A 17,115-nucleotide genomic window follows, 5' to 3' on the forward strand; every position below is an offset into this window, starting at 1 on the left:
GTCCTCTTTACCAAAGAGACGGGCTGCTACAAAACCCAGACCATTTGACCTTGGAGCCAACCGGGCAGTGAGAAAGAACAAACCGAAACAGGGTGCATTATGGCTGAGGTTCATACGTAATCAGGGGCTACGAAATGCCTATCTTTTGTCGGTGGCCAAAGAGACGGGCGGCTACAAGTTCAGAAGTCTTTTGTAGGTACCCGTGTCGTAGAGAGAGTATTCAGTCCGGTTTGATTTTGTGGTTTTGGCTCTTAGAGCAGGGCGCTCGGCGTTGATTTATCATCAATAAGTCTAACTTAAGGGCGCTGTTACTTGTCCCGATGACGGTGTCATGACACAATTGTGACCCAAATTTTGAAATTAACTAATCGAGAAGAGGACGCTGTTATGCGCATCGTTTTGTTGGGTGCTCCCGGCGCGGGCAAAGGAACGCAGGCTCAGTTCATCATGGAGAAGTTCGGGATTCCACAAATCTCCACCGGTGACATGCTGCGTGCGGCCATTAAAGCAGGCACTCCGCTTGGTTTAAAAGCGAAAGAAGTGATGGATCAAGGCCAATTGGTATCTGATGATCTCATTATTGGGTTAGTTAAAGAACGTATCGCGCAAGATGACTGCAGCAAAGGCTTTTTGCTCGATGGCTTTCCGCGCACTATTCCTCAGGCTGATGCTATGAAGGAAGCAGGCGTAGTCATTGATAACGTGTTGGAATTTGCCGTGCCAGACGAAGAAATCGTCAAGCGCATGAGCGGTCGTCGCGTGCACTCAGGTTCGGGTCGTGTGTACCACTTGGTATATAACCCACCCAAGGTTGAAGGCAAAGACGACGTTACCGGTGAAGACTTGAGCATTCGGGTGGACGATGAAGAGAGCACGGTACGCAAGCGCTTAAACATCTATCACGAGCAAACAGAGCCCTTGGTCGCGTATTATCAAGCCGCTGCTGCAGCGGGCGAGACCCAGTATAATGCGATAGACGGCACTCAGTCTGTGGACGCTATCGGTAAAGAGTTGGCCAACATTCTTTCTTAATTGGCCAACAAAGCCGAGTGCGATGTGCACTCGGCTTTTTTATAAATTTTGTGCATGTAAGCGTAATAAACGCGTATTTTTAGCTGGCTTTTGATTAGGGTCTGTTGACCTTTCGAGATGATTTTTGCAGCAGTTTGTGGCGACTTTATACAAGGCACTGATTATGCCATGTAGTCACTCTCCACTCTTTCAATAAATACGAGCGATAACGCTGTAGAAAGTCACCACAAGCGATGTCCTTTGGGTTCGGCTAAACGTGTTTTTCTCTTTGTTGAGAGATGCTTGCTTAGAATGACTAAGCTACACACCATACGCTCGATAAAAACGCGTTTAACTCGAACAAAATTTAACCGCGAAAGGTCAACAGACCCTAGCAAACCCTCTATATATTCATCTCTCACGTATTTTACAAATAATGGGTAACAAAGTGAAAACAGGTGTTTTACTGGTTAACCTGGGTACGCCCACGGCACCTACAGCTAAAGCAGTTCGTACCTTTCTTGCGCAATTTTTGCATGATAAGCGCGTCGTTGATTTACCACGTATGCTCTGGTGTCCCATCTTGCACGGCGTTATTTTGCCGTTTCGCTCCCCCAAAGTTGCCAAACTGTATGCTTCTGTATGGTGGGAAGAAGGCTCGCCCTTGATGGTGATCAGTCGTCGCCAGCAAGCGGCGCTAAGCCAGATGTTGCAAGATGCGGGTATCGACATGCCGGTGGCATTAGGCATGAGCTATGGTGAGCCTTCTATTAATACCGCTTGGCAAGAATTGAAAGCCGCGGGCGTAGACAGAGTCATTATACTGCCGCTGTATCCCCAGTATTCAGTGAGCACCTCAGCTTCGGTATTTGATACTTGGGCAAGGTTGATGAAAAAAGAGCGTCGTTTGCCGGCATTTCGTTTTATTCGCGATTATCACGATAACCACGGCTATATTCACGCCTTGGCGGAGTCGGTGCGCGCCAGCTGGCAAGAGCACGGTAAAACGGAATTATTACTGCTTTCGTATCACGGTATTCCAAAGCGCTTTGAAGACCAAGGCGACCCGTATGGTCAGCAGTGTCACCGCACTTCAGAATTGCTTGCCGCCGAACTGGGGCTTGCGCCTCATCAATGGCGCACCACTTTTCAGTCGCGTTTTGGCCGTGAAGAATGGCTGCAGCCTTACACAGATGCAGTAATGGCGAAATTACCGAGCGAAGGTATTAAAAATATCAGTGTCATTTGCCCGGCATTTTCTGCGGACTGCTTAGAAACACTTGAAGAGATCTCCAGTGAAAACAAGGAGTATTTCATGGAGGCAGGCGGCGAGCAGTATCATTATATTCCCGCACTTAACGATAATCCTGCCCATATCCGCATGATGATGGACTTGGTGTGTCGGGAAATAGCTTAAAACGTAGCCGTAAGCTTTAAGCCGTAAGAAAAAGATTATTTAAACATACACACAGCGCTTGAGCCTCCAGCGCTGTGTTTTTAAGAAAAATCCCCCTGTATGCTCTTGAGCGGTATGCTTCTAGCTTCTAGTTAATGCTTCATATCTTCATCTGTAGTTGCATAGCGCTGATGCGACTTATATAAGCTTAAAGTACTGCTGACCACTTGAGATCCTTTCCAGCACACTACGGCGGCAATACTGCTGCTACTCATGGCTTGCGCGAGCAATGTCGCGGAGGCTTTCTTGGCTTCAATAACGCGAGCTGGGTTGATCCCTGCATTGATTAAGGCTTGGCGAGACAAAGGTGCGGGGGCGTTAGCGACCAAGATCCAGCCCTTATTGTCTTGGCTGATCAGCGCTAAATTAATCAGTAAACGAGCTTGTTGCACAGGGCTCCAGTGGTTGATGCTGACTTGAGGAGTTTGCATTTGAGTGGTCATAGCAAGTGATCCCCAAGCCGTAAATGAGCAAGTCTTAGATGGACAAGGCTTTGGACGAGATAGCAGTAAAGTGGCCATAGCAATGTGTGTTCCCTGTGATTAACTACTGTGTATACATACAGTAATGATCCTTTCATCAGAGATCAAGTAAACACTGGTTAAATTCACAGTATTACCATGCAAGCAGTGGGTTGAGTACAGCGTAAAGATTGCATACAGTCAGGGCGATTAATTACGACGTTCAATGCCGCTACTCAAGGTTTATTTGATGATTTTCTTTACAGAGAAGGAGGATTAAAGCATGGATAAATCAGTACTGGAGAGCATGGATAGCCACATGGTGCTCAGCATTTTAAATGAAAAACTGCGCTTAGAATGTGACAGCCTCACCACACTTATCTCACGCTATGATTTGAATACTAACTGGCTAATATCGAGCATGAATCAGATCGGCTTTCACTATGATGCCGTCAGCAATCAATTTAAGCCGATTATCTGACCGCGGGCCTGAGCTCGATAGGCAGGCAGACGCAGTGCTAGTTTACTGTTATTTATTACGGAATAGGTCACGATATTATGGACGCAGAATTTTGGCATCAACGCTGGCAAACCGCGCGCATTGGATTTCATCGCGAGCAGATTAACGCGCAACTTATCGAAGTTTGGCCAACGCTTAAGCTGGCCAAACAGAGCCAAGTGCTAGTGCCCTTATGCGGTAAAAGCAAAGATATGTTGTGGCTCGCCGAGGGGGGCCATGAAGTGAGCGGCTTTGAGTTATCGCCCTTGGCGATAGCGGACTTTTTTGCTGAGGCAAGTCTTACGCCCACCCAAAGCGCCGTCGGCCCTTACCAATGTTGGCAAGCTGAGCAGCTACAAATTTATCAGGGTGACTTTTTTCAGGTAGATAAGTTTCAGGCGCATCAGCTGGGGCAACAGTTTGATGCCGCCTACGATAGGGCAGCCTTGATCGCCTTGCCCAAAGAGATGCGAGCGCAATATGTCGAACTATTAGCGCGCCTACTCAAACCTGGGGCCAGCTTATTGTTAGTCACGGTACATTATGCGCCGGAGCAACAGCAAGTTCCGCCATTTTCCGTTGATGAACAAGCGGTACGGACCTTGTTTACCCCTTACTTCAGCGTAGAAACCCGTGGCCGCACGGTAGAGGGCCAAGCTAACCCCAGAGTGGCCAGCGGTGAACTGAGCTTTTTCGATGAGTTGTGTTTTGTGTTGGTTAGAAATAGTGAAGAGTTTAAATGACCACCCCTTTGTCATTGCGAGGAGCGTAGCGACGCGGCAATCCATGTTTTGGTACTGTGCAGGCGTGCAGAATGGATTGCCGCGCTACGCTCGCAAAGACCACACTACAAATGACACCTGTGACCCGGAAAAATAAACCTGAGCTATAGAGGGCTAAGTTGGGCTTGGCTTAGCGCTGCCTTTTTCCTTGCTTGCTAGGGATTAATGTCGGTTTAACCTTTAGCTTGAGTTTTTTTCGCTGTAAAATAACTATTCATTAAGTTTATCCTTTGGTGGTGATTTATTCACTTCCAAGGTTTTTTATGCTGTCGTGCTTTTCAGAGTGCATCACTCAGCTTTATTATTTTTATTGATGCAAGTGGTACCTGAGTCTTAATTTGGCCTCAATTAGGTACTACTGGCAGGAGTCACCATGGAAAAAACATTGGCTACACCGGCTAAGACCAAACCCCGCAATTTATTGATGTTTGTGCTGCCTTCCCTGCTGGGGGTATTGCTGTTTATGACGCCTGTCAGCTATCAAGGTGATTTCACTATCATGATTGCGGTATTGGCCAAAAGTCTGCAAGCCGCGCTGGCGGATACGCTGCCTTTGATGGCGACAGTGCTGATCAGCCTTTCTGCCATGCTCACCCTGTTGGCGACGCTATTTAAACCAAAAGTAGTGACGCAAAGTTTGTTTTTAAACACCTTATTTAACGTTAGCCCCGTGTGGTTGCTGAGCCGGTTGATTGGTGCGACTTTTGTGTTATTGGTCTACACCCAAACGGGGCCAGAGATCCTCTATAGCGGCGATACGGGTGGCTTGGTGTTGCACGACTTGCTACCAGTGCTGTTTTCGGTGTTTATCTTTGCCGGTTTATTGTTGCCGTTATTGCTGGATTTTGGCTTGTTGGAGTTTGTGGGCACCTTGCTGACCGGTATTATGCGGCCGATTTTTCGCCTACCCGGCCGTTCGGCAGTAGACTGCATGGCCTCTTGGCTGGGGGATGGCAGTGTAGGTATCTTGCTCACCAGCAAACAGTATGAAGGTCATCATTATACCCAGCGCGAAGCCGCCATTATTGGCACTACCTTTTCGGCGGTGTCTATTACTTTTAGTCTGGTGGTATTGGCACAAGTCAAACTTGAGCACATGTTTTTGCCGTTTTACGGTGCCGTGTGTTTAGCAGGCATAGTGGCGGCAATAATAGTGCCGCGTTTGCCACCCTTGTGTTGGAAAAAAGACACCTTTATTAATGGCCAAGCCAGATCTGCTGCTGATGAAGCCACCCCAATAGGTTATTCGCGGTTAAGCCACGGCTATCAGCTGGCGCTGCACCGTGCCAGTCAAGTGACGAGCTTAAAACTAGTGGCGCGCACCGGTGTGCATAATGCACTTGATATGTTGCTTGGTGTGTTGCCGGTGGTGATGGCGTTTGGCACCTTGGCGCTGATCATTGCCGAAACCACGCCGCTGTTTAGCTGGTTAGGGCTGCCCTTTGTGCCTTTGTTGGAATGGTTACAAATACCGGAAGCCGCCGCCGCCTCACAAACCGTGATGGTGGGCTTTGCTGACATGTTTATTCCGGCGATTTTAGCCAGCTCCATTGAAAGCGATCTCACGCGCTTCGTGATTGCCGCCTTGTCGGTGACCCAGCTCATTTATATGTCCGAAGTGGGTGCCTTGCTGCTCGGCAGTAAGATACCGGTCAACGTGCTAGAGTTATTTGTGATCTTTATCCTGCGCACCCTAGTCACCCTGCCGGTGATTGCCCTAGTAGCCCACTGGGTGTTTTAAGCCATAGCGTCCAACTAAAGACAGGCAGTAAAGATTTTTCGCCACGGAAGAACACGGAATCCACGGAAAAATAGTAATAGATACTAAAAGTACCGGTACCGAGCGCTTTTATTAGTAAAAATAAGCACTTCGCACAGCAGCTAGATCTTACTATTAATATTTTTCAGGTTTTATCTCTATTTTTCCGTGTTCTTCCGTGGATTTTGTGGCAAATAAGGGTTTGATCTTAACTGATGGCTGACGGCCAATCTGAAGGGGAATCGTATGGTTGATTCGGTACTGACATTTTGGTTTGAAGAGCTGAAACCTGCTCAGTGGTGGCAAAAAAATACGTCGCTGGATAACAAGATTAGTCGCCGCTTTGGTGAATTTCATGCAGCTGCTGTGGCGGGTGAGTTGTTTGAATGGCGTGACACGCCAGAAGGGCGATTAGCCGAAATTATCGTCTTGGACCAATTTTCACGCAATATTTATCGGGACAAGCCCGAGGCTTTTGCCGCCGATGGCATGGCGTTAATTTTGGCGCAAGAAGCCATCACAGCCGGCGCCGAGCAAGCGCTCAGCCCACAGCAGCGGGTATTTATGTATATGCCGTTTATGCACAGCGAGTCGGCTAAGATCCACGAAGTAGCACAAGTGCTGTTTACCAAAAACACTGACCCAAGTCAGGGCAGCAACAGCGAATTAGTAGGAGCGGTAAGCAGCTTAAAGTACCAAACGGCGCATCGAAAGATTATCCAACGCTTTGGCCGTTACCCACACCGTAATGCGATACTGGGCCGAGCGTCGAGTGAAGAAGAAAAAGCCTTTCTGAAACAGCCGGGTTCGTCGTTTTAATGGTCATAATGTGAGGCGTGAAGGGTGAGGTGTTAGGGAGTAGGACTAACACCAAATCTTCAAATTCGGTGTTAGTCTAATCCTCTTCACACTTTACCCCTCACAGAAACTTATTGCTGCTGAATAGCCCAGATCTGAAAGGCACGCTGGGTGTCTTTATCTGCGGTATTCCACCAGTGCTTTAACATTTCAAGTGAGTCTGCATCTACGGGCGCTGCGCCAAATTTAGCTTCTGCTGCCGCTACGGCTGCGTCGGTGCGGCCACTAAAAGTCTGATTATTTTCTTTTAAATGATCTTGAATGCCACGGGTTAAATCCAAGCCTGCAGGGCGATGAATGGTATAAATTTCCGCTGCTACTGGCTGACCAGTACGCTTATCTATCACAGATATTTGTGAGGTTTGGTCACGTAAAAACTCTCGCGCCTGCTGATAGTTAATCGGCTTTTGGTATTCGAGCGTTAACTCGGCATCAGCTGAGGTATCGACATTAATGACCACAGGGTCACCTTCCATAACTCGAATATTCTGTTTGGTCGAGTAATCTTCCACGTATTCCAGCACAAATTGATGCTTGCCGGCACCCACTTCTGCTGAGTGTACTGAGTTCAGCACGCTGTGCTTGGTCTTTTCACCGTCCACCAATAATAACTGATAAGGCTTAGGCGCATTTATAGTGGCGGCTTGAGCGCCAAAAGACAGACCGGCCAGCGCAAGGGCGGCAAGAGTTAAGCGTGTGTTCATCAAATTGGGCTCCTGAGCCGTGAATATGTTCTTCGTTAAGTAACCGCATTATGCACAAAATAAGATACTAAGTATTTGAGGTTACACCAAGTTAATCGCATAAGTGTGACAATAGCTATATACAAAAGACCCAGACCTCGTCATTGCGAGGAGTGGAACGACGCGGCAATCCATGGTTATGTATCGCGCCGTGGTAGCATAGATTGCCGCGCTACGCTCGCAATGAACTGTGCTTTTTTTCAAGCAAATTCTGGTGAATAGGCTGTTTTTTTAGTTGCCACTGCAAATGCTTGTCTAAGCAGTTTATGTGCGATGGCGATGCTAATGACTTTAGCTGGCTTGCCTAATGCTTGAAGTCGTTCATACAGAGCCACGCAGGATGGATTGCATTTTCTGGCTGTCCAGCTGCATAGATACAGGAGTTGACGTAGCCGGCCTTGCCCCATTTTGGCTATACCACCTCGCCCTCTAACAGAGCTGCCTGATTCGTAAGTCGTTGGGCTTACGCCTACATAAGCGCTGAGCTGTTTAATACTAATAAACTTAGTAAATCCACCCGTAGATATAATCAACTGAGTCGCTGTTTTACTACCGATTGAGGGAATACTGTTGAGTAGCTTATACAACTCAGCAAAATGCTTTTTTACTTGTTTTTCCAAGTGCGCTTCGCACTCAATAATGTCCTGTTTAAGTTGCTCTTTGCGCCTTAAAAACTGCCTGTCTACCATTGCACTTCTGACCACTAAGTAGCTCTGTGCATGCCCACGATTAGACAAGCGTGTCATGTCTTCAGTGAGATCATCTAGCCAGCCTTGCGCGACTTTCAGCTCTTGTAAGTGGTGAGGCTCTGGCTCCCAAAGCATAAATTCTACGTTTTCGCCGTAGCTCAAAATCAAGCTGGCATCAGCGGTGTCTGTTTTAACGCGAGACAGCCTCATTTGCCCATAGCGTTTAATCACTAACGGGTTTATCACCGCCACGTTACGCTGGGTTTCAAAGAGCATGACAGCCAAGCGAGCATGATAAACGCCCGTGGCTTCCATCACGTAAATTGCGTCTGCTGGCGTGGCCTTTATAAGCTGATTTATTCCACTAGCAGTGGAGTCAAAGCGTTGAGTTTTGATACGGCCGTTTTCTTTCCAAGCAATATCAAACCAGTCTTTGCTCACATCTATACCTACAACCACTTTCATTCTGGTTTCTCCTGTTGTAAATACCGGTGCTTAAGCAGTTTCAGCAATCCTAAATACGAGGTCTTGGCCTCAATGAACTGTTCGAAATTTACTTAAACAAGAGAGGGCGGCTATCATTGCGAACAGTCTTCAAAGACTAAAGACAAATAGAGCCTCAGCCCCTCTCTTTTGGTTGTTGGATTATACGTCTATAACCAACAGGGAAAGCATAGGAAGACGAAATAAGGGCGCATACCAACAGAGCGCAGAGCGGCGTAAAGCTAACGCGAAATATTGACGTCCCACAGAATCTCTACACTCGTGGTAGGCTGGTATTTACCATCTTTTTTTGTGCTTTTATGTGGATAAAAATTAGCGTTTCAGTTGCTCCAGCAAGCTGGCGCTGGCATAGCCGTCTGCCACTTGTTGTTTAGACTGCTGATAAGCGCGAATGGCGTTAATGGAGTTAGGGCCAATCACGCCGTCTGAACCTTTGGTATCAAAGCCTTTAGCAGTGAGTATTTTTTGCAATGTCACTTTTTCACTGCGACTTAAGGCGCGCTCTTCTCTTGGCCAACTGGCGACGAATTCACCAGCTCCGTCTAATTTATCAGCTAAATGTCCTACTGCCATCGCATAGGAGGTGGCGTTGTTATAACGACGGATCACCTTAAAGTTCTTAAAGATAGCAAATACCGGGCCATGGGCACCGGCGGGCACTAAAATGGCAGCTTCACCAAAGTCCGGTAACGGCTGGCCGTTAATGGTTTTTACGCCGCGCTCGCGCCAGTATGCTACGGGTTTAAGGTTGCCTTGGTCGGCGGTGGTGTAATCAAATCCTTGGGGCAGTGTAATTTCTACACCCCAAGGTGCCTTATGTTGCCAGCCAAAACGGGCCAAGTAAGCAGCGGTAGAGGCCAGCGCATCTGTGGGATCTTCTGACCAAATGTCCCGTTTGCCATCACCGTTAAAGTCTTGGGCATACTGTAAATAGCTGGTGGGCATAAACTGGGTGTGGCCCATGGCACCGGCCCAAGATCCGCGCATGCGCTCGGGCGTTACATCACCCGCTTGCAAAATTTTCAGTGCGCCTATTAACTCGGCTTCGGCAAAAGTGCGACGTCGGCCTTCAAACGCCAAGGTCGCCAAACCGGCGATGGTGCTGGTATTGCCGCGATAAGAGCCGTAGTTGGTTTCCATGCCCCACACCGATACCACGACTTTAGCGTCCACGTTATAGCGGGCTTCGATGGCGCTTAAGGTTTTTTCTAGTGATTTCCACTTCTCACGACCAGTAGTGACGCGCGTAGTGGAGGTGGCCGTATCCAGATATTCCCAAATTTGACGGGTAAACTCCGCCTGACTGCTATCAAGCTTGATGACTTGGTTGTCCAGTTTCACGCCTTTAAAGGCGGCGTCAAAAGTGGCAGGAGTAATGCCTTTATTGAGTGCTTGTACCCGAAACTGTTGGCGCCAAGTATTAAAGTCAGCCAGCTCAGTGGCGGTAGGCGGGCGAGTATTAGCAGCAGGCGTTGGCGTGCTGGTTTTGTTGGTGCCGTCTTTGGTCGACTCAGGCGTGGTAGGCGCTGTATTGGCATGGCTGGTACAGCCGGTGAGGATAACGCCCAGCACCAAGGCACTGATATAAGATGGTTTTAGCATGAGGTCTCTTTGATCACTCTTTATAGGAAAGTTGGGGTTCGTAAAGTATGTCTGCAGCATATCCCAACGCGATAAAAAGGAAAGAGCTGGCGCGGTTCGCCCCTAAGATATTCAGGCTCTTATTAAAGATGTTTATGTTTAACCCGCACAATTAAGCGTGGCGCTGTTAGTCACTCACCATAAAGCCAACAAAATTAGGTTATGGTTGCAGCCAGTGCGGTCAGGCTTTGTTATGATCACAGAAGGTTATAAGCGCCAAAGTTATGTTAGATAAAACGTAATTCGTCTCTCAAGTTTGTGGTGGTTAGGCCGATAGCGTGACCTAGCCTAAGAAAGTCATCGAACTGAGCTCAAGGTGCCAAGCCATCGCCATTTTTGCCAGCGGGTAAATAATGCGAAATTGCAGCCGCCACCATGGTGCGGGTTGGCAGGTAGAACGAACGCGTGTGACAGCGGCTTACCGCTAACCGTTAAGCAAGGTTGATTTTCTTTCGGAGTGGTTATGTACCTGATTAGGGATTTTAGAGACACCGACCTTAGCAGTCTGGAGTTGATTTTTCATGACGCCGTCATGGCCCAAGGGCGACGTGGCTATAGTGATGAACAGGTTGAATTTTGGGCCGCCTTTCCTTATTTATACGCGGCAGACTTTAGAACCTTAGTGCTCACCGGCTACACCCGCGTGATGGCGTGCAATCAGATCCCCGTGGCCTTTGCTACTTTGCATCCCGACGATCATCTGGCCTTGTTATATGTGCTGGGTGATCACGCCGGGCGTGGCATTGCCGGGCGCCTGTGTGCAGACATTGAACAAGAGGCGAGCCGCCGTGGTGTGGCGTGTCTGCGTACCGATGCCAGCTTGTTATCGCAACCGGTATTTGAACAAAGAGGTTACCAGTTAGTGCAGCAAGAGCGGATTGAAAAAGAAGATATTGAGTTTACGCGTTTTATTATGGAAAAAACCCTGCGCTAGTGTGCTGCGGCGCTGGTATCGAGTGAGGCTTTGCCGCAAAATAGCGCCCCCTGAACAGGGTATTTGATGAATTAGGGGTAGGAGTACCGCTGTGGCCAAGCCGAAGAACACCTATTATCTCACCGCTCATTGTCCTAGTGCCTTAGGCACCATGGATGTGCTGACTCGTTATTTATGCGAGCAGCAATGTTACGTGGTAGAAATGCAGACTTTTGATGATATTGAAAGCGCGCATTTTTTTATTCGCATGGAGTTTCGCCCCCCTGCGGACCACGCTTTTGATGTGGAGCAGTTTCGCCAAGGCCTCACACCCAGAGCTGCTGAGTTTGGCATGCAATGGGAGCTGACGGCGGCGAGTCTGAGGCCGAATGTGGTGGTCATGGTGTCGCGTTTGGATCATTGCTTAAACGACTTATTGTATCGTTATCGCACCGGTCAATTAGCCATTGAAATTCCGGCCATTATTTCTAATCATCCGGACTTACAACGTCTGGCCGATTGGCACCATATTCCGTTTTACTATTTGCCAGTTGACGACAGCAATCGCGGCCTGCAAGAAGCGCAGGTGCTGCAACTGATCAATGAGTGCCAAGCGGATTTAGTGGTGCTGGCGCGTTATATGCAGATGCTGAGCCCTGAGCTGAGTACGGCACTCACAGGTAAAGCCATTAATATTCATCATTCGTTATTACCCGGCTTTAAAGGTGAGCTTCCTTATCATCAGGCTTATGACAAAGGCGTCAAGCTGGTGGGGGCCACAGCGCATTACATTGATAACCACTTGGATGATGGGCCTATTATTAGCCAAGGGGTAGAGGTGGTGGATCACAGTCACTATCCTGAGCAGTTAATTGCCAAGGGGCGCGATATTGAATGTCGAACCTTGGCCCGTGCCGTGCAAGCGCACATTGAAGGGCGCGTATTTCTACACCAGGGTAAAACCGTGGTTTTTAGCAGCTAGTCGGTTATGTGTGCTCTTTATTAGATTTTTAATCTCATTGTATTTTCTTTGCGGAGTGTCTAGTTACATGAATAAAACCCTGATGGCGAGCTTGTTGGCCTTAGCGCTAACCGGTTGTGCCAGCTCACAATCGGATCAGCCTTTTAGCCTGACCTTGGCGCACATTAACGATACCCAATCACATTTTGATGCCAGCGATGTGCGACTCAGCTTTGCTAACAAAGCGGTTTACACCAGAGCGGGTGGCAGTGCACGCGTCTTCAACTACGTTAATCAATTGCGCGAGCAAGCCGACATTAACAATCAGGCGTTTTTATTTTTACACGCCGGTGATGCGTGGCAGGGCAGCGGCTATTTTACTCAGCATAAAGGTGCCATGAATGCGGATATTCTCAGCCGGATGCAGCTTGATGCCATGACCCTTGGCGAGCGTGAATTTGCCCTCGACAACCGCCATCTGGCGGCTTTTATTGAGCAAGTCGACTTTCCAGTGTTGGCGGCCAACATAGATGCCCGCCAAGACGCGGATTTACAAGCGGCAAAAAACCTTCAGCCCTATGTCCTGTATGCCTTTAAAGGCAATAAGAAAAAGCGTGTGGCAAACGTGAAAGACGCGGGCAAATCTCCGGTGGTAGCTGTGCTGGGCTTGGTAAGAGCAGACATGGCGACGGCGGGCAAGCAAGTGGGCCAGCTTAGCTTTGATCAAGAAGTGAGTCGCGCTCAAAGCACGGTTAACGCACTTAAAGAGCAAGGCGTGAGCCACATAGTGGCCCTGACGCACTTAGGGTTGGAACGCGATAATCAGCTGGCGCAAAAAGTGAATGGCATCGACGTGATAGTCGGTGGCCATGCCCAAGGTTTATTGGGTGACTTTACGGCGCTGGGTGGCACTAAAAATGAACCCTATGCCCGCCGCTTTACCAATCCCGATGGCCGTGGCAGCACCTGTGTGGTGCAATCGGGCCAGTTTGGCCAAGCCATGGGCAAGGTAACGGTGACCTTTACCTATGATGGCCGTGTGAGCCAGTGTGAAGGCGGCAATACCTTATTAGTCGACCAGCAGTTTTACTCTGATGTGCGCCGTAATGATAACCAGCGGGTGAGTGAGCAACAGCAAGAAAGCATCCTAGCTGCCATTGCCGATGCCGATAACATTGCCGTAGTAGCAGAAGATAAATCCTTGCAGCAATACATTGCCAAAGAATATCAGCCAGCCTTGCGAGAAGCTTACGGTAAAGTGATTGGCGTTGTGCCCCAGACCTTGGCGCACGCCCAGTTACCGGTAACTGGCAAAGGCTCACAAGTTGCACCTTTGGTGGCGGCCAGCCAGCTGTATTGGCTGAATACACAGGGCGTACAATCTGTGACCGGCCGTCAGGCCGATTTTTCCTTGGTCGCTGCCAGCGCCATTAATCAACGTATCGAAATAGGGGCGATCAAAGCCGGCCAAATTAGCATGGAATTGTTGCCTGGCAATAATCCCATCAGCTTGGTGTCTTTAACCGGTCATCAGGTAGCAGGCTTATTGCTTGAAGCCATTAATGGTGCCATCGCGCCTAACGCCGATGGCGGTAGCTTCCCTTATGTGGCGGGTTTGCGTTATCAATTTAATGAAACCAGTCGTGGCCGTGGTTACTTGAGCCGCATTGAATATGCACGCAATGGTCAGTGGGCGCGTATTGAGCCCAATACCCAGTATCAAGTGGCGCTCACGGGTTTTCACGCTTTGGCTAACGGCGGTGGGCAGACCTTATTTGATGCTCAGCAAGTGCTCACAGATCGTCTCGATCTTGCCTATGTAAACGGCAACTTGGCCGCGTTCCCCGTGGCAAGATTGAGTAAAAGCGCCCAAGGCGCAATTGAGGTGCACTATATTAACCAGCCCCTTAATTGCCAGCAGGCGCAGGTGAGCTGCAATACCTCGGCGTACGCTTTTACTGATTATGTGCGAGATAATAGGCCGGCACTCACGGCCTTAGCGGAGCCAGGCATTAGCTTGAATCGCTTGTAAATAATAAAGAGGCCCGAACTGTTCGGGCCTCTTTATTTGGTGTTATGAGTGGGACTTTTTTGGAGCTTATTTTAACGCCATCACGGCGACGCGTAATCACGGTCACGAATATAGACAAGGTCCTCGATAATAAACCTGCTATGTTTTATATACTCTATCGAGTCTTATTTAGGGGGATCCATGCGAACTAAAAAAACACCGTTGTTGAGGCCAGCGCAATGGCTGTTGGGAGCCGTCTTATGTGGCGTAACGCTCAGCTCTACAGCGGACGATGCACTGGCGGCTGAACCTTTGTCGGCCCCCGAAGGGCGGGTGTTGTTAACCCTTACCGGTAATATTGGGGTGACGAATTCGGGGACTAATAGCGCCATGGGCCAAGCCGATCAGGCCGAGTTTGACTTAGCGCTGCTGGACAGTTTACCCCAGCATGAATTTGATACTGAAACCCCTTGGACTAATGGCGTGCATCGTTTTAGTGGCGTGTTATTACGCGACTTATTACAACGTGTGGACGCGAAAGGCGTGGTGATTAAGGCGGTGGCGTTTAATGAATATTTTTCTATCATTGACACTTCACGCATTGAGCTGAGCGGATTATTATTGGCCACCCGTATGGATGGCGAGCCGATGAGAATTCGCGATAAAGGCCCTTCTTGGTTGATGTTACCCTTGTCAGAGTCGAAACAACTGGATAATAAACGCTTTCACGAACTGCTGATCTGGCAACTAAGAACATTGGATGTGCAATAGGTGAAAAAATTTAAATTGTTGGTCATGACCGCCATAGTGGTGTTGTTCAGTGCCAGCTCCCTTTATAGCTATTACCGCGACTTTGAAGTTGTGCGCTATGTCTCAGCCACCGTTAAGGCGGTGGGCTGGAGCAGCTCAGAGTTAGAAATGGAAGTGGTGAAGTTTGACCAAGCCCTCACCGCGTTAGCGGCCGGCCTAGAAGACAATGAATATTTAGAGCTGCGCTTTGAGGTACTCTGGAGTCGGGTTAATAGCTTATTAGCAGGCAAAGAAAATCGCCCACTGCGTGAGCAGCCCGGCGTGTTGCCCTTGCTTGGCAGCTTATCAGAGCAATTAAGATTGTGGGAAGACGACGTTTATGAGCTTAACGCCGGTGACGTGGTGGCCATAATGACGTTGCGCGAAGAGCTGGCGCACTTTCATCAATTAACCCGAGAAATTAACGTAGAAAACTTTTCTGGCGATAATATTTGGCGCCAGCTAGATGTGCTGCAAGACACGCGGCTACATTCCACGCTATCTTTAGCGGGATTGCTCATCAGTGGTGGCTTAATGCTGCTGCTGTTAGTGCGCGAAAACCGCCGTAATCGACAATTAGCCTATCACGACATTCTGACCGGTTTGCCGAATCGCATGCATTTTTACCAGCTCATTGATCAGGCGATGCAATGGGCGGATCGCCATGACCGAGCCTTGGCGGTGCACATGGTCGATCTTGATGGCTTTAAGGCCATTAATGACAGCTTGGGTCATAAAGTCGGCGATAAAGTATTAAAAGTAGTGGCAGAACGCTTGCAGGCGGCTCTCGGCGAACAAGGCCAAGTGGCGCGTTTGGGCGGCGATGAGTTTGTGATCATTCAGCGTTTACAGGATCCCGATGAGGCGAGCCCTATGGCCACCGCGCTTTGGCAGGCTATCGTGCGAGATGTGGCGTTTACGGATGGCTGTTTGTCCCCGCAAGCCAGCATAGGCACCAGTTTATATCCAGCGCAAGCGGCGAGCGTGACCGAGCTACTCAGTCATGCAGATACGGCCATGTATTACGCCAAGCACAGCCGCACATTCGCCACTCAGTTGTACGAAAGTGGCATGGATGAACGGCGTTTGCGTTGTCAAAAGTTAGCGGTGGCTTTGCAAGCGGCCATTGAGCAAGACGCATTAACGCTGCATTATCAGCCTATCTATAGCTTAGCCACCGGTGAAATTGAGTCTATTGAAGCTCTGTTGCGCTGGCAATCCGTGGAGCACGGCACTGTGAGTCCGCTGGAAATTATAGCCGTAGCCGAGCAACACGGCTTGGCTCATCGCCTTAATGAGTGGGTGTTGCACAGTGCCTGCAGCCAGATGCATTTCTGGCATCAGCGAGGGCATAAGCCGCTGAAAGTGAACGTCAATATTAGCCCTAGCATCTTTATGGACGGTGAGCTGGCCAATACGGTGCGCCGGGTATTGCAGCAAACTCAACTCAGTGCTGCGGCTTTAGTATTAGAAATTACCGAAGACACCAGTGTGTGGGATACAGCGGGCTCTGCCGAGATCCTAGGTCAACTGCGTGCGCTGGGCATTGAGATTGCGCTCGATGACTTTGGTACTGGCTATTCGTCTTTTAGCCATTTGCGCCAATTGCCGCTCAATAAGCTTAAAATTGATAAGTCGTTTGTCGCCGATATGGTGACCGACGTGCGCGCCCTTAATCTGGTTAAAACTATTATCTCACTGGCGCACAGCCTAGACATGAGGGTGGTGGCCGAGGGCATAGAAGATGCAGCACAACAGGCTAAGCTTGCGCAATTAGGCTGCGATCTAGGCCAAGGTTACTGGCTCGCCAGACCTATGCCTGCTGCCGCCATGAGCGAAGAGTTAATGGCCAAAGCGGCGCGCAACCTCAGCGTACTTAAAGCTCAGTGATGTTAAGCGGGCCAGCGTAGCTGGCGGATTTTAAGATTTACACCTGCGGTGTAATGCGCGAATAAATTTACGCCTACAAAAACAAAATGCCTCTTGTTAATGTAAACAGGCCACATACTTACTTAGAATGGTATAAGAAAGAGTCGGT

General features: G+C 49.0%; 15 protein-coding genes. 11 read left to right on the plus strand and 4 right to left on the minus strand.

Going from position 1 to position 17,115, the window contains the following annotated elements; genetic code table 11:
• The first annotated feature begins 387 nt into the window (after positions 1 to 387).
• Positions 388 to 1,032: an adenylate kinase gene (adk, locus tag R0134_RS06150; RefSeq protein WP_319783933.1), complete on the plus strand. Its 645-nt coding sequence runs from the start codon at positions 388 to 390 to the stop codon at positions 1,030 to 1,032.
• 427 nt (positions 1,033 to 1,459) lie between these two features.
• On the plus strand, positions 1,460 to 2,428 hold the full coding sequence (hemH, locus tag R0134_RS06155; protein ID WP_413641429.1) for a ferrochelatase: 969 nt from the start codon (positions 1,460 to 1,462) through the stop codon (positions 2,426 to 2,428).
• Positions 2,429 to 2,559: 131 nt separating this feature from the next.
• Here hemH and R0134_RS06160 read toward each other — a convergent pair whose 3' ends face one another.
• The gene (locus tag R0134_RS06160) at positions 2,560 to 2,910 is read right to left on the minus strand and encodes a hypothetical protein (RefSeq protein ID WP_319783935.1); all 351 of its coding nucleotides are present in this window, start codon (positions 2,908 to 2,910) and stop codon (positions 2,560 to 2,562) included.
• Between the two features lie 301 nt (positions 2,911 to 3,211).
• On the opposite strand from R0134_RS06160, the gene R0134_RS06165 reads away from it, so the two are divergent.
• The 4 genes from R0134_RS06165 (at position 3,212) to R0134_RS06180 (ending at position 6,787) form a co-directional block, all read left to right on the plus strand.
• Positions 3,212 to 3,409 carry a DUF4250 domain-containing protein gene (locus R0134_RS06165; protein WP_319783936.1) on the plus strand — a complete coding sequence of 66 codons (198 nt, stop codon included), beginning with the start codon at positions 3,212 to 3,214 and terminating at the stop codon, positions 3,407 to 3,409.
• 77 nt (positions 3,410 to 3,486) lie between these two features.
• Positions 3,487 to 4,170: a thiopurine S-methyltransferase gene (locus R0134_RS06170; protein ID WP_319783937.1), complete on the plus strand. Its 684-nt coding sequence runs from the start codon at positions 3,487 to 3,489 to the stop codon at positions 4,168 to 4,170.
• 412 nt (positions 4,171 to 4,582) lie between these two features.
• Positions 4,583 to 5,950: a YjiH family protein gene (locus R0134_RS06175; RefSeq protein ID WP_319783938.1), complete on the plus strand. Its 1,368-nt coding sequence runs from the start codon at positions 4,583 to 4,585 to the stop codon at positions 5,948 to 5,950.
• Positions 5,951 to 6,214: 264 nt separating this feature from the next.
• A complete protein-coding gene (locus R0134_RS06180; protein ID WP_319783939.1) occupies positions 6,215 to 6,787 on the plus strand; it encodes a DUF924 family protein in 573 nt (190 codons plus the stop codon).
• Between the two features lie 110 nt (positions 6,788 to 6,897).
• On the opposite strand, the gene R0134_RS06185 is transcribed toward R0134_RS06180, so the two are convergent.
• The 3 genes from R0134_RS06185 to R0134_RS06195 all read right to left on the minus strand — a co-directional run bounded on the left by R0134_RS06185 (position 6,898) and on the right by R0134_RS06195 (position 10,364).
• Entirely contained in the window at positions 6,898 to 7,530 is a 633-nt protein-coding gene (locus R0134_RS06185) for a DUF2057 domain-containing protein (protein ID WP_319783940.1), read from the minus strand.
• 239 nt (positions 7,531 to 7,769) lie between these two features.
• Complete coding sequence (locus tag R0134_RS06190; protein WP_319782129.1) at positions 7,770 to 8,723, minus strand: IS110 family transposase; 954 nt, start codon at positions 8,721 to 8,723, stop codon at positions 7,770 to 7,772.
• A 351-nt stretch (positions 8,724 to 9,074) separates the two neighbouring features.
• A complete protein-coding gene (locus R0134_RS06195; protein WP_319783941.1) occupies positions 9,075 to 10,364 on the minus strand; it encodes a lytic murein transglycosylase in 1,290 nt (429 codons plus the stop codon).
• A gap of 502 nt (positions 10,365 to 10,866) precedes the next feature.
• Here R0134_RS06195 and R0134_RS06200 point away from each other — a divergent pair.
• The 5 genes from R0134_RS06200 to R0134_RS06220 all read left to right on the plus strand — a co-directional run bounded on the left by R0134_RS06200 (position 10,867) and on the right by R0134_RS06220 (position 16,967).
• Positions 10,867 to 11,337: a GNAT family N-acetyltransferase gene (locus tag R0134_RS06200; protein ID WP_319783942.1), complete on the plus strand. Its 471-nt coding sequence runs from the start codon at positions 10,867 to 10,869 to the stop codon at positions 11,335 to 11,337.
• Positions 11,338 to 11,428: 91 nt separating this feature from the next.
• Positions 11,429 to 12,298 (plus strand): formyltetrahydrofolate deformylase, encoded by an 870-nt coding sequence (gene purU, locus R0134_RS06205; protein ID WP_319783943.1) that lies wholly within the window; start codon positions 11,429 to 11,431, stop codon positions 12,296 to 12,298.
• 67 nt (positions 12,299 to 12,365) lie between these two features.
• Entirely contained in the window at positions 12,366 to 14,309 is a 1,944-nt protein-coding gene (locus R0134_RS06210) for a bifunctional metallophosphatase/5'-nucleotidase (protein WP_319783944.1), read from the plus strand.
• A gap of 180 nt (positions 14,310 to 14,489) precedes the next feature.
• The gene (locus R0134_RS06215; protein ID WP_319783945.1) at positions 14,490 to 15,059 is read left to right on the plus strand and encodes a hypothetical protein; all 570 of its coding nucleotides are present in this window, start codon (positions 14,490 to 14,492) and stop codon (positions 15,057 to 15,059) included.
• Positions 15,060 to 16,967 (plus strand): bifunctional diguanylate cyclase/phosphodiesterase, encoded by a 1,908-nt coding sequence (locus R0134_RS06220; RefSeq protein ID WP_319783946.1) that lies wholly within the window; start codon positions 15,060 to 15,062, stop codon positions 16,965 to 16,967.
• Positions 16,968 to 17,115 lie beyond the last annotated feature (148 nt).

It is taken from the genome of Oceanisphaera sp. IT1-181 (assembly GCF_033807535.1).
Lineage (GTDB): Bacteria > Pseudomonadota > Gammaproteobacteria > Enterobacterales > Aeromonadaceae > Oceanimonas.

Bases quoted from the DNA above. Each gene is read 5' to 3' on its own strand.
- R0134_RS06200 (WP_319783942.1), top strand. From the start codon at position 10,867: ATGTACCTGATTAGGGATTTTAGAGACACCGACCTTAGCAGTCTGGAG.
- R0134_RS06195 (WP_319783941.1), bottom strand. From the start codon at position 10,364: ATGCTAAAACCATCTTATATCAGTGCCTTGGTGCTGGGCGTTATCCTC.
- R0134_RS06215 (WP_319783945.1), top strand. From the start codon at position 14,490: ATGCGAACTAAAAAAACACCGTTGTTGAGGCCAGCGCAATGGCTGTTG.
- R0134_RS06180 (WP_319783939.1), top strand. From the start codon at position 6,215: ATGGTTGATTCGGTACTGACATTTTGGTTTGAAGAGCTGAAACCTGCT.
- R0134_RS06185 (WP_319783940.1), bottom strand. From the start codon at position 7,530: ATGAACACACGCTTAACTCTTGCCGCCCTTGCGCTGGCCGGTCTGTCT.
- R0134_RS06175 (WP_319783938.1), top strand. From the start codon at position 4,583: ATGGAAAAAACATTGGCTACACCGGCTAAGACCAAACCCCGCAATTTA.
- R0134_RS06210 (WP_319783944.1), top strand. From the start codon at position 12,366: ATGAATAAAACCCTGATGGCGAGCTTGTTGGCCTTAGCGCTAACCGGT.
- R0134_RS06165 (WP_319783936.1), top strand. From the start codon at position 3,212: ATGGATAAATCAGTACTGGAGAGCATGGATAGCCACATGGTGCTCAGC.
- R0134_RS06170 (WP_319783937.1), top strand. From the start codon at position 3,487: ATGGACGCAGAATTTTGGCATCAACGCTGGCAAACCGCGCGCATTGGA.
- adk (WP_319783933.1), top strand. From the start codon at position 388: ATGCGCATCGTTTTGTTGGGTGCTCCCGGCGCGGGCAAAGGAACGCAG.
- R0134_RS06160 (WP_319783935.1), bottom strand. From the start codon at position 2,910: ATGACCACTCAAATGCAAACTCCTCAAGTCAGCATCAACCACTGGAGC.
- R0134_RS06190 (WP_319782129.1), bottom strand. From the start codon at position 8,723: ATGAAAGTGGTTGTAGGTATAGATGTGAGCAAAGACTGGTTTGATATT.